Source organism: Streptosporangium sp. NPDC000509, from assembly GCF_042898365.1.
Taxonomy (GTDB): domain Bacteria; phylum Actinomycetota; class Actinomycetes; order Streptosporangiales; family Streptosporangiaceae; genus Streptosporangium.
In genome coordinates, this window is the sequence record NZ_JBIAYX010000003.1 from 157,430 (window position 1) to 169,613 (window position 12,184).

Annotated in this window: 11 protein-coding genes; 5 read left to right on the forward strand and 6 right to left on the reverse strand. The window is 71.0% G+C overall.

Translation table 11 applies throughout. The annotated features are described in order from the left end of the window. Nucleotides 1-188: 188 nt before the first annotated feature. On the forward strand, nucleotides 189-1,385 hold the full coding sequence (locus ACFY3D_RS06945) for a pentapeptide repeat-containing protein (RefSeq protein WP_389975908.1): 1,197 nt from the start codon (nucleotides 189-191) through the stop codon (nucleotides 1,383-1,385). Between the two features lie 43 nt (nucleotides 1,386-1,428). Here ACFY3D_RS06945 and ACFY3D_RS06950 read toward each other — a convergent pair whose 3' ends face one another. After that, nucleotides 1,429-2,823: an NAD(P)H-quinone dehydrogenase gene (locus tag ACFY3D_RS06950; protein WP_350943476.1), complete on the reverse strand. Its 1,395-nt coding sequence runs from the start codon at nucleotides 2,821-2,823 to the stop codon at nucleotides 1,429-1,431. A 153-nt stretch (nucleotides 2,824-2,976) separates the two neighbouring features. On the opposite strand from ACFY3D_RS06950, the gene ACFY3D_RS06955 reads away from it, so the two are divergent. The 4 genes from ACFY3D_RS06955 to ACFY3D_RS06970 all read left to right on the forward strand — a co-directional run bounded on the left by ACFY3D_RS06955 (nucleotide 2,977) and on the right by ACFY3D_RS06970 (nucleotide 7,556). Further along, nucleotides 2,977-3,429, forward strand: a complete 453-nt coding sequence (locus ACFY3D_RS06955) for a gamma-glutamylcyclotransferase (RefSeq protein WP_389975913.1) — start codon at nucleotides 2,977-2,979, stop codon at nucleotides 3,427-3,429. Nucleotides 3,430-3,778: 349 nt separating this feature from the next. Beyond that, complete coding sequence (gene chrA, locus ACFY3D_RS06960) at nucleotides 3,779-4,921, forward strand: chromate efflux transporter (RefSeq protein WP_389975916.1); 1,143 nt, start codon at nucleotides 3,779-3,781, stop codon at nucleotides 4,919-4,921. Between the two features lie 173 nt (nucleotides 4,922-5,094). After that, the gene (locus ACFY3D_RS06965; protein ID WP_389975919.1) at nucleotides 5,095-5,898 is read left to right on the forward strand and encodes a purine-nucleoside phosphorylase; all 804 of its coding nucleotides are present in this window, start codon (nucleotides 5,095-5,097) and stop codon (nucleotides 5,896-5,898) included. A gap of 14 nt (nucleotides 5,899-5,912) precedes the next feature. Further along, nucleotides 5,913-7,556 (forward strand): phospho-sugar mutase, encoded by a 1,644-nt coding sequence (locus ACFY3D_RS06970; RefSeq protein ID WP_389975922.1) that lies wholly within the window; start codon nucleotides 5,913-5,915, stop codon nucleotides 7,554-7,556. A gap of 30 nt (nucleotides 7,557-7,586) precedes the next feature. Here ACFY3D_RS06970 and ACFY3D_RS06975 read toward each other — a convergent pair whose 3' ends face one another. The 5 genes from ACFY3D_RS06975 to ACFY3D_RS06995 all read right to left on the reverse strand — a co-directional run bounded on the left by ACFY3D_RS06975 (nucleotide 7,587) and on the right by ACFY3D_RS06995 (nucleotide 12,168). Continuing rightward, on the reverse strand, nucleotides 7,587-8,294 hold the full coding sequence (locus tag ACFY3D_RS06975; protein WP_389975924.1) for a hypothetical protein: 708 nt from the start codon (nucleotides 8,292-8,294) through the stop codon (nucleotides 7,587-7,589). A 32-nt stretch (nucleotides 8,295-8,326) separates the two neighbouring features. Beyond that, the gene (locus ACFY3D_RS06980) at nucleotides 8,327-9,406 is read right to left on the reverse strand and encodes an adenosine deaminase (protein WP_389975927.1); all 1,080 of its coding nucleotides are present in this window, start codon (nucleotides 9,404-9,406) and stop codon (nucleotides 8,327-8,329) included. 171 nt (nucleotides 9,407-9,577) lie between these two features. Further along, a complete protein-coding gene (locus ACFY3D_RS06985) occupies nucleotides 9,578-9,934 on the reverse strand; it encodes an AraC family ligand binding domain-containing protein (RefSeq protein WP_350943465.1) in 357 nt (118 codons plus the stop codon). 56 nt (nucleotides 9,935-9,990) lie between these two features. Continuing rightward, nucleotides 9,991-10,605, reverse strand: coding sequence for a hypothetical protein (locus ACFY3D_RS06990; RefSeq protein WP_389975931.1), 615 nt, complete (start codon nucleotides 10,603-10,605; stop codon nucleotides 9,991-9,993). Nucleotides 10,606-10,785: 180 nt separating this feature from the next. After that, a complete protein-coding gene (locus tag ACFY3D_RS06995; protein WP_389975934.1) occupies nucleotides 10,786-12,168 on the reverse strand; it encodes a DHA2 family efflux MFS transporter permease subunit in 1,383 nt (460 codons plus the stop codon). Nucleotides 12,169-12,184 lie beyond the last annotated feature (16 nt).

The window sequence follows — 12,184 nt, forward strand, 5'->3', positions numbered from 1 at the left end:
CAGGATACTAACAAAATCCAAATGTCTTCAACATCTGAATAGCGAGAAACGCGAGCCCTGCCGTCACGCGACGGAGGTAGCCCCGCCGGGAGGTTGTCCATGAACTTCGGCGCGAAAGGTGCAAGTGGGTGTCTAGCGTGATGCAATGGTCCGCTGCCACGATCGGGGCTGCTTTGAAGGAGGCTCCCGTGCGTCGTCCCATCCCCCTGGCTCTCATCGTCGCGATCTTCGCGCTCTCGGGGACAGTCATCTCTCCCGCCCAGGCCTCGGCCGGGCCGTGCAAGCCCGGTCAGGGCGTCAACCTGCGCGGCAAGGACTTCACCAGGGGCGCCCAGCTTCCCGTCACCCTGCGCTGCGCCGACCTGACCGGGGCGAAGCTGAACGGTGTGGAACTCATCCAGAAGGACCTCACCGGAGCGATCCTGCGCGGCGCCTCGCTCAGGCAGGCCAACCTCACCCAGGCCACGCTGAAGTACGCCGACCTGCGGGGCGCCAACCTCACCGAGGCCGACCTGGGGCAGATGCACGCCGACCACGCCGACCTGCGCAAGGCGATCCTGGTCGACGCCGAGGCCGGACAGGCGGAGTTCCCGCACGCGGACCTGACCGGGGCGAAGCTGACCAGGGCCGAGCTGACCCAGGTCAACTTCACCAACGCCAAGCTGGTCGACGCCGACCTGGAGGAGAGCACCCCCGGCCAGCTCAAGGCCCGCAAAGCCGATTTCACCAGGGCCAAGCTCCGCGAGGCCAAGATGAGCCAGGCGAACCTGCGCAACGCGACGTTCAAGGACGCCGACGTGCGCGAGGTCGAGTTCACCCAGGCCGAGCTGGACGGCGCCGACTTCACCGGCGCGCTGGTCGAGGCCGCGTCCTTCATCCAGGCCGACGACGTCGACCTCACCGGCGCCAAGGGCACCCCCACCGGTCTCACCGTCCCGCTGCCGACCTCGCTGCCCGACCTCGACATCTTCGGAGCCAGGGAAACGAACGCCCCGCAGGACGAACCCATCCAGAGCGGCGGCCCGTCCGTGGGGCTCGTCATGGTTGTGCTCAGCGCGGTGGGCCTGGCGCTGACCGTGGTGGCCTGGGGTGTCAGCGCGCAGCGGCGGAGCCGGCGCAACGCCCGGTTCGTGCTGATGCGGAACGGCGCGGAAGAGAACATCACCCGGCTGGGCGAGGAGATCGACCAGCTCGACTACGAGTTCCAGGTGAGCGGGCGAGGCGGCATGACCGCCGACCGCGACTGGCGTCTCGCCCTCGACGCCTACGAGGCGGCCAAGCAGGCCCTTCTCGTCGCCCGCCGCGAAGAGGAGCTGCACTTCGTGGCCCGCGCCGTCCAGGACGGCAGAGCCGCCCTCGCCCGCCTCCGCCCCCGCGTCCACTGACACCGCCCGGCGGGACAAACGGAGCGGGATCCGAAGTGCATGATCAGATGCCGCTGGGGGTCATGGGCTGCATGAGACGGCGGGCGGCCTCGGTGACGGAGCCGGACAGGGAGGGGTAGACCGCGAAGGTGTGGGCGATCTGGTCGACGGTCAGCCGCTGCTGCACGGCGACCGAGACCCCGAGGATCAGCTCGGAGGCGCGGGGGGCGACCACGACGCCACCGAGGATGATGCCGGTGTTGGGGCGGCAGAAGAGCTTCACGAAGCCGTCGTTGAAACCCTGCATCTTGGCGCGGGCGTTGGTGGCGAGCGGCAGCTTGACGATGTTGGCCTCGATCTCACCGTTCTCGATCGCCCGCTCGGCGATGCCCACGGCGGCGATCTCGGGGTCGGTGAAGATGGCGGAGGCCACGGTCGCGAGGCGGAGCGGGTGCACGGCCTCGCCGAGGGCGTGCCAGACGGCGATCCGGCCCTGCATGGCGGCGACCGAGGCGAGCATCAGGACACCGGTGCAGTCTCCGGCCGCGTAGACGCCGGGCGCGGAGGTGCGGGAGACCTTGTCGACCTGGATGAAGCCGCCCCGGTCAAGGGTGACCCCGGCCTCCTCGAGGCCGATCCCCGCGGTGTTGGGGACCATGCCGACCGTCATCAGGCAGTGGCTGCCCTCGGCGGTCCGGCCGTCCTCCAGGGTGACGACCACACCGTCCGGGGTGCGCTTGACGGACTCGGCGCGGGAGCGGCCCATGACGTTCATGCCACGGCGCCGGTATACCTCTTCGAGGACCTCGGCGGCGTCGGCGTCCTCGTTGGGCATCATGCGGTCGCGGGAGGAGACGAGCGTGACCTCCGAGCCCAGCGAGCGGTAGGCCCCGGCGAACTCCGCGCCGGTGACGCCGGAGCCGACCACGATGAGGTGTTCGGGCAGTTCCTCCAGGTCGTACAGCTGGCGCCAGGTGAGGATGCGCTCGCCGTCGGGCTCGGCGCCGGTGAGGATGCGCGGGGTCGCGCCGGTCGCCACGATGACGACGTCCGCGCGGATCGTCCGGTCTCCCGCCCTGACCACCTGCGGGTCGACCAGCCGCCCGGGGGCCTTGATCACCTCGACGCCCTCCGCCGCCAGCCGGGCGGCGATGTCCGCGGACTGGGCACGGGCGAGCTCCTTGACGCGCCGGTTCACCAGTGGCATGTCGGCGATGACGCCGCCGACGTCGCCGTCGGGGCCACCGGTGTAGTGGACTCCCAGCATGCTGGCGTCCAGGAGCGCCTGCTTGCGCACCGAGGTGGCGATCAGCGTCTTGGACGGCACGCAGTCGGTGAGGACGCAGGCCCCGCCGGGGCCGTCCTGTTCGACCACGGTGACCTGCGCTCCCAGCTGGGCGGCGACCAGCGCCGCCTCGTATCCGCCGGGACCGCCACCGATGATCACTATCCTCGTCACATGGCCCATTCTCCCGCATGACGGGACCGGGCATCGCTGGGCACCCCTCCCAAACCACGAAACCACCACAAAACCATCGAGATTCCACCAGTCATCGGCGTGGCCTCGAAGCCGGGTGAGCGTCTCGCGGATCTTGGATTAGTGTTTGTCTCCGTGCCTGTCTACGCCGCTTACGGCAGCAACATGGACCCGAAGCAGATGGCCCAGCGGGCCCCTCACTCCCCGATCAGGGGGACGGGCTGGCTCCTGGGCTGGCGTCTGACCTTCGGCGGGAACGATCTCGGCTGGGAGGGCGCGCTCGCCTCCATCGTCGAGGACCCTGACGACCAGGTCTTCGTCGTCCTCTACGACGTGCCCGAGTGGGACGAGAGCTCCCTCGACCAGTGGGAGGGCGCGGCGCGCGGCCTCTATCACAAGGTCAAGCTCCGGGTGCAGACCATGGAGGGTGAGGTCGTGGCGTGGTTCTACGTGCTCGACGGGTACGAGGGCGGGCTGCCCTCGGCCCGCTACCTCGGCATCCTGGCCGAGGCCGCCGAGCGCGCGGGTGCCCCCGACGACTACGTCAGGGAGCTGCGTGGGCGTCCCTGCACCTCGCTGGGAAGCTGACCTCCCCGTGGAGACCGCCGGGCTCCCTGCGAGCCGAGGCACTCCCGGCGCGCACATGACGATCTCCCGGGGGAACTCCCCCGGGAGCCTGAGGGCATCGCTCGTCATCTCCCGCACACGGACACGCGGATCGCCGTCACGTGGAAGGCCGGTGTGGACGGGCCGAACGCGGACACGCGCGAGAGGTGGGCCTGACCCACTCGAACGAGTTCGCCGCACGCGGGCACGCCTGGGGGTGGAGTTAACCCGGAGGCCACCCTGCCTTCACCTGGAAGAATGTCATGATTCCCTGGTGAATGACGTACCTCCCGAAAATGGCGAAACCGGACGCGGTTCATCCCTGCGCGAGGTGACCTGGCTGTTCCTGCGGCTGGGCGTCATCGCCTTCGGAGGACCCGCGGCGCACATCGCGATGATGCACGACGAGGTGGTACGGCGGCGCGGCTGGCTGACCGAGCAGCGTTTCCTCGATCTGATCGGCGCGACCAACCTCATCCCCGGCCCCAACTCCACCGAGCTGGCCATCCACATCGGCCACGACCGCGCCGGGTGGCGCGGCCTGGTGTCGGCCGGGGTCTGTTTCATCCTGCCCGCCGCGCTCATGGTCGGCACGCTCGCGGCCCTGTACGTCCACTACGGCCACACCCCGGCGGTGAGCGGGATCCTGTACGGCATCAGGCCCGTCGTCATCGCGATCATCGTCTGGGCCCTGCTCTCCCTGGTCCGTACCGCGCTGGGGACCACCTATCTGTGGATCCTGGCCGTGGGTGTCCTGACGGCCTACCTGCTCGGCGTGAACGAGCTGCTCCTGCTCGCCGCCGGAGCCCTGTTGACCGTGGCGGTGCGGACGGCCTCCGCCCGGCGCTCCCGCCCGCGCGGGCCGGATGAGGAACCTCCCGGGAACGGCGCGCGGGCGCTGCTGGCCGCACCGCTGGTCCTTACCGGTGGCCAGGACCCCGACCAGTTGCTCCGGCTCTTCCTCACCATGCTCAAGATCGGGGCCGTCCTGTACGGGAGCGGCTACGTCCTGCTCGCCTTCCTGGAGGGCGACTTCGTCCATCGGCTCGGCTGGCTCACCAGCACCCAGCTCACCGACGCCGTCTCGATCGGCCAGTTCACCCCCGGTCCGGTGTTCACCACGGCCACCTTCGTCGGCTACCTGATCGCCGGGGTCCCCGGCGCGATCGTCGCCACGGTCGCGATCTTCCTGCCGAGCTTCCTGCTGGTCGGGCTGCTCACCAAGATCACCGACCGGATCAGGGCGAGGACCTGGTCGAGCGCGCTGCTCGACGGGGTGAACGCCGCCGCGCTGGCGCTGATGGCCGGAGTCGCGTTCCAGCTCGGCCGCATCTCCCTGGTCGATCCGCTCACCTGGGCGCTCACCGCGGGAACACTGCTCGTGCTGTGGAGGACGAAGCTGAACTCGGCGTGGCTGATCGCGGCCGGAGCGGCGGTCGGCCTGGTCTCGGTGGCCGTCACCGGGCTCGGCTGAACGTCCCGGGCGCGTCACCCCTCCGCCGAGCGGGGACGGGCCCGAGCGAGGACGGGCCTCAGCGGGAAGCGGATCCGAGGAGGAGACGGACCTGAGCAGGGGACGGACCTGCCCTCCCCCTGAGCAGGGGACACGACGCTGTGTGAAGGCAGCCGACCGGTACGCTCACTGACGTGACCAATGACCCGTATGCACTCGCCGCCGACGCCGCGAACGCGCTGAGAAGCGCCGTCGGCGTGGACTCCTTCGATGTCGCGCTGGTGATGGGCTCCGGCTGGGTCCCTGCCGCCGACGTGATCGGCGAGACGGTCGCCGAGATCCCGGTGACCGATCTGCCCGGCTTCGCGCCACCCGCCGTGCAGGGCCACGCGGGCCGGATCCGCGCCGTACGAACCGAGTCGGGCAAGAACGCACTGATCTTCCTGGGCCGTACCCACCTCTACGAGGGCCGCGGCGTGGACCCGGTCGTGCACGGCGTACGGACCGCGATCAAGGCCGGGGTGGGCACGGTCGTGCTGACCAACGCCGCCGGGGGCCTGCGCCCCGAGACCCAGGAGGTCGGCGAGGCGGTGCTGATCAGTGACCACATCAACCTGACCGGCGCCAGCCCGATCACCGGCGCCACCTTCGTCGACCTCACCGACGTCTACACCCCGCGCCTGCGCGAGCTGGCCCGCGAGGCCGACCCTTCGCTGAAAGAGGGCGTCTACGTGGCCTTCCGCGGCCCGACGTACGAGACTCCGGCCGAGGTTCGCATGTGCCGCATCCTCGGCGGCGACATGGTCGGCATGTCCACCGTGCTCGAGGCGATCGCGGCCCGCGAAGCCGGTGCCGAGGTGCTGGGCATCTCCCTGGTCACGAACCCGGGCGCCGGACTGGTGGGCGAGCCGCTCAACCACGAGGAGGTGCTGGAGGTCGGTCGCGCCACCGCCGCGCGCATGGGCGGCCTGCTGGCCGGCGTCGTCGGCAAGCTGTGACCCGGGAGGTGACGATGAGCAGCGATCTCGCGGGGCTCGCCCGTTCCTGGCTCGCCCAGGACCCCGACCCCGACACGCGCGCGGAGCTGAAGAAGCTGCTGGAGAGCGGTGACGGCGACGCGCTGCGCGAGCGGTTCGGTTCCCGGCTGGAGTTCGGCACCGCGGGGCTCAGGGGTGAGCTGGGCGCCGGCCCCAACCGGATGAACCGGGTGACGGTCATGCGCGCCGCGGCCGGGCTCGCCCGCGTACTCGGCCCCGGCAAACACGTCGTGATCGGCTACGACGCCCGGCACAAGTCGGACGCCTTCGCCCACGACACCGCGGCCGTACTCACCGGGGCCGGGCTGCGCGCCTCGGTCCTCCCCCGGCCGCTGCCCACCCCCGTGCTCGCCTTCGCCGTCCGCCACCTCGGCGCCGACGCGGGCGTGACCGTCACCGCCAGCCACAACCCGCCCCGCGACAACGGCTACAAGGTCTACTGGGGCGACGGCTCCCAGATCGTGCCGCCGGTCGACGCCGAGATCTCCGCCGCCATCGACGCGACGGAGCCCGTCTCCGAGCTGCCCCTCGGCTCCCCCGGCGACCCGGCGTGGAACGAGCTGGACGACGGCGTCGTGGACGCCTATCTGGAGGCGGTGACCGCGCTCCCGATCGGCGACGCCCGCGAGCTGCGGGTGGCGTACACCCCGCTGCACGGTGTGGGCGGCGACACCCTGGCCCGGGCCTTCGCCGCCGCGGGGTTCGACGCGCCCGCGACCGTCGAGGCGCAGGCCGCGCCCGACCCCGACTTCCCCACCGTCGCCTTCCCCAACCCGGAGGAGCCGGGCGCGATGGACCTCGCCCTGGAGCTCGCCGAACGCGTCGGCGCGGACCTGGTACTGGCCAACGATCCCGACGCGGACCGCTGCGCGGTGGGCGTGCCGCTGCCCGGCGGCGGCTACCGGATGCTGACCGGCGACGAGGTGGGTGCCCTGCTGGGCGAGCACGTGATCCGGCGGACCTCGGGTGACGGCCGCCTGGTGGCGACCACCGTCGTGTCGTCGTCCCTGCTCGGCAAGATCGCCGGCGAGTACGGGGTGCGCTGCGCCGAGACCCTCACCGGCTTCAAGTGGATCATGAAGGCGGGCGATGGCCTGCGGTTCGGGTACGAGGAGGCGCTGGGATACAGCGTCGGCTCCGACCTCGGACTGCCCGTGCACGACAAGGACGGCATCGGCGCGGCGCTGACCGTGGCCGGGATCGCCGCGCAGGCGAAGCTGGAGGGGCGCGGCCTGCTCGATCTCCTGGACGACCTGGCCCGCCGGCACGGCCTGCACGCCACCTCCCAACTGTCCTTCCGGGTGGCCGACCTGTCGCTGATCACCGGGGCCATGTCCCGCCTGCGGGACGCGCCGCCCGCGCGGCTCGGCGGTCGCGAGGTCGAGGCCGCCGACGACCTGAGCCTCGGCGCGGGCGGGCTGCCGCCCACCGACGGCCTTCGCTACCACCTGGCGGGAGGAGCCCGGGTCGTCGTCCGCCCTTCGGGGACCGAGCCCAAGCTCAAGTGCTACCTGGAGGTCGTGGTCCCGGTGACCGGCGAGGTCTCCGAGGCCCGCGCGCGGGCCGTAGGGGATCTCGACGCGCTGAAGGCCGACCTCACCGAGGCCCTCGGCCTCTGACCCGGTCAGGACTCCCGGCCTCCGACCCCGTCAGGCGAGGAAGGCCGCGACCACCAGCAGGGCGGCGGCGGCCAGCGCGGCCAGCGCGCCCGGCGACCATGTGATCGTGAGCGCGCCGGTTCCAGGCGCGGCACCCGCTTCAGAGGCGGCTCCGGCTTCGCCGGTGCCCCCGGCCTCCGCCCCCGGCCCGGTCGCGTCGTTCTTCGCGGTCTCGGCGAGCGAGGCCGCGCGCCTGGCGGATTCCGCGCGTTCGGTGATCTGCTCGGCCACCCAGTCGGCGTGGGTCCTGCCCGCCAGCGCCTCGGCGGCGGCCTGCTCGGCCTTCGATCGGACCGGCTCGGTCCTGAAACGCCCCCGGGCGGGCGTGGCCGCGGCCCTCCCCCTGCGCGCGGCCGCCGCCCGCTCGCGGGCGGAGGTCTGCGGCACCCAGCAGCGGATGCTCTCATCGCCGGAGGTGATCGTGATCGAGTGGGAGACCGTGACCTCGTCCACGCCCAGCCAGGGCACGAAGGCGTTTCTCAGCGGGTTGCGGACGTGGACGCCCTCCTCGGAGAGGAGGATCGCCGGGCGCAGGCAGCCGACGAAGACCAGCGCGGTCAGCACCGCCAGCACCGCCGCGGCGATCATCGACATCCGCCCGCTGTAGCGGACGACCAGATCGACCGCGTTGACCGCCGCGAAGGCCATCCAGACCCAGCCGACGATCATCGCGAGGTTGGAGCGGAACACCTGCTTCATCGGAAAAGCTCACTTCACTCGGGCGAGCCCGTTCACACCTGCCACTTGAGGCGGGCGAACCCGGGCTTGATGACGCCGTTGATGAGCGACAGGCGCTCGTCGAACGGCAGGAACGCGGACTTCATGGCGTTGACGGTGAACCACTGCATGTCGTCCCAGCCGTAGCCGAACGCCTCCGACAGCTTGGCGAACTCCTCGGAGACGGACGTACCGCTCATCAGCCGGTTGTCGGTGTTGACGGTGACCCGGAAGTTCAGGCGGCGCAGCAGGCCGATCGGGTGCTCGGCGATGGAGGCCGCCGCACCGGTCTGCAGATTGGACGTCGGACACATCTCCAGGGGGATGCGCTTGTCACGGACGTAGGCCGCCAGGCGGCCCAGCTTGGGCTCGGCGTCGTCCTGGACGGAGATGTCGTCGATGATCCGGACACCGTGACCGAGCCGGTCGGCGCCGCACCACTGGATCGCCTGCCAGATCGACGGCAGGCCGAACGCCTCGCCCGCGTGGATGGTGAAGTGGGCGTTCTCCCGCTGGAGGTATTCGAAGGCGTCGAGGTGGCGGGTGGGAGGGTAGCCCGCCTCCGCTCCGGCGATGTCGAACCCCGCCACCCCGGCGTCGCGGTAGCGGACCGCGAGTTCGGCGATCTCCATGGACCTGGCCTGGTGGCGCATCGCGGTGAGCAGCGTGCCCACCCGGATGCCACGGCCCGCCGAACCGGTGTCGAAGCCCTCCTGTACGGCCTCGATGACCTCTTCGAGGCTCAGGCCCGCGGAGGTGTGCTGCTCGGGCGCGTAACGCACCTCGGCGTAGACGACGCCGTCGTTCGCCAGGTCCTCGGCGCACTCGGCGGCGACCCTCACCAGCGCCTCGCGCGTCTGCATGACGCCGACCGTGTGGTCGAAGGTCTCCAGGTAGCGCTCCAGCGAGCCGGAGTCGGCGGACTCCCTGAACCAGGCGCGCAGGCTCTCCGTCTCGGTCGCGGGCAACCTGTCGTAGCCCGACTCGCGGGCCAGCTCGATGATGGTCTCCGGCCGAAGGCCACCGTCGAGGTGATCGTGGAGCAACACCTTCGGAGCCAGGCGGATCTGCTCGAAAGTGGGTAGCTGACTCATTCGGCAACCTTACCGTCAGGGGCCTGACCGGTTGGCCTGCGCGAAGAGGCCGTCACGGCCCGGCCTGGGAATGTTCGTACGGGTGTCCCGCGCGAGGGGGACCACGAGGGGACGCGGCGTCGATCCCGGTACGGAGACACCGGGATCGACGCGCGACGAACCGTCACCGGCTCACTCGCCCTCGCGGTTGACGGTCTCCGGGGAGAAGGCCGGCAGGCAGACGGCGACGTACTCGGCGCCGTCGGGACCTGAGCTGTAGCGGATCCGCTCCCCCGGCTCGCACAGGAACACCTGCCCGACGCCGACCTCGGTCGTGCCCTCGTCGTGCTCCACGATGACGGTGCCCTTGAGCACCAGCGTGTATTCGGCGAACTCCGGCGTCTGGGCGGGCTCATCCCACCCGGCCGGGGCCTTCATGTACGCGATCGAGATCCGAGGGTCGCCGCTGTTGGCCAGACCGACGTATTCGTCGATCGTCTTGCCACCGGGGACGGGAATCCGTGTCGCGCTGTCGATTTTGCGTACCATCAGGCCAGTCTGTCACCCGGTCTCGGGGCCCGGCGCCACCCGGTTCCCCGACGCTCTCAGTGCGAGATGTCGACGACCAGCCGGTTCGGGCTCTTCTGCTCCAGGACCCGGAACGGCGCCTTGCGGTCGAGGACGACGCCCACGCTCACCACGCCCTCGAAATCGCCGACCTTGACCACGTTCTGGACGTTGCCCAACTGGGCCTGGAAGATCGGGCCGCCCTTCCAGGTGGACTGGCCCGCCTCGGTGTGCGCGACGGCCGGGGTGATCGTCAGTTGCAGGTAGGCGCCGCCCTTGACGTCGAGCTTGTCTCCCGAGCCGTCCTGGACGAGTTCGGAGACCCACCGTGCCCGGTAGCCCGGCAGCTCGCCCTTGAGGTCGATCACCACCCGGTCGAACCCCTGGTGCTCGGCGAACCGGGCCCCGGTGACGATCGGCTGGGTGGAGACGGCGCGGTCGACCTCGATCTCCTTGGTGCTCGTCGGAGGAAGGAGGGCCGCCGTGGCGGCGGAGGGCGTGGGGGTCGGCGTGGAGGACGGCTCCGCCGGATCCGCCGTCTCCGTGATCACTGTGGCCTCCGGGGACGGGGTCGCGGTCTGCGTGGCCGAGCCGCAGCCGGCCGCGAACAGGAGCACGGGGACGAGCGCGAGAGGAACGAGGGTGCGGTTCATGATGAGCCTCCTGCCCCGTTAGATGCTCAGATCCCCGGAGAGGTTCACCCTCCGGCCGACCACATGCGCCCTGGCCGGATCGTGACACCTTGTCGAAGGAGGAGTCAAGCACCTTGGTCGCGACGAGGACGGTGGCGGCCCGGCCCACCGGCGACCTGCCGTCGAGGACTCGTCACCCCCTTACACCGGATCGCGCCGAGGCAGTAACACCGCGGGGACGAGCGCGACCAGGGACAGTACGAGGGTGCAGCAGAAAGCGACCCCGTACGCCTGGACAAGAGGGGTGTCGGCGGCGAGTCGGCGGGCCACGACGGCGAGGAGGAAGGCCGTACCGAAGGAGCCCCCGACGCGCTGGACGACGCTGAGCAGGCTGGTCGCCCCGGGAATGTCCCCGGCCCCCAACCGGAGGTACGCGGCGGTGGTGATGGGAACGGTGGCCAGTCCGAGGCCGACACCCCGCAGGAACAGGGCGACGCTCAGGGCCGGGTCATCCGCGCCGGGCGTCAGCACATACGGCAGGGTGCCGACGGCGGCGAGGACGGTGCCGACGATGAGCGGCGGGCGGGGGCCGAAACGGTCGTTGAGCCACCCGGCCGCGGGGAGCGCGGCCATGACGCCCAGCGCCAGGGGAGCCAGCAACAGGCCGGTCTCGACTCCGGTGGACCCGCGCACCTGCTGGTAGAACAACGGCAACAACACCATCGGGCCGAAGATCGACGCACCGGCCAGTGCCGTCAACGCCGAGGACAGGGCGAACGAACGGTCGCCGAACAACCTGAGGTCCACCAGGGGATGGCGGCGCCGGATGGCGTGGAGAACGTAACCGCCCAGAAGCACGACACCGAGCATGATCGGCACCCAGGCGCCGAGGGTGTTGGCGGAGGCCGTCAGCCGGGTGCAGCCGTACAGCAGTACCGCCAGCCCGGGGCACAGAAGGAGGAGTCCGCGCACGTCGAGCGGCCGGGGGTCGGCGGGCACGCTGTCGGGGAGTCCGTACCAGGACAGGAGCAGGGCGGCCACGGTCAGTGGAACACTGACCCAGAACACCCATCGCCATCCGGGACCGTCGACCAGCATGCCGCCCAGGACGGGCCCGAGGAGCGGCGCGAGCTGACCGGGCACCGCGACGAGCGCCATCACCCGGCCCAGCCTCCGTGGACCCGCCGCGGTCGCCAGGATCGCCTGCAACAGGGGCAGAATCAGTCCGCCGCCGATCCCCTGCAGGACACGGAAGACGATGAGGCTGGTGGTGGACCAGGCCGCCCCGCACAGCAGCGAGGCCACGGCGAAGACCAGCAGGCCGGCGCGCCACAGCACGTGGACGCCGATGCGGCCGATCATCCAAGGCATCGTCGGGACGACCACGGCCAGCGTGAGGAGGTAGGCGGTCGCGACCCACTGGATCTGCTCGGCGCCGACGCCCAGAGCGGTCCGGGTGTCGTCCAGGGCGACTCCCACGATGGTGGTGTTGAGCAGGGACGCCATCCCGCCGACCATCAGAATCGCGGCGAGACGGAGCAGGGCCGGGTCCAGTCGATCGGGGTCGTCGATTTTTGTTGGCATGCCAGCAGTATGCGGT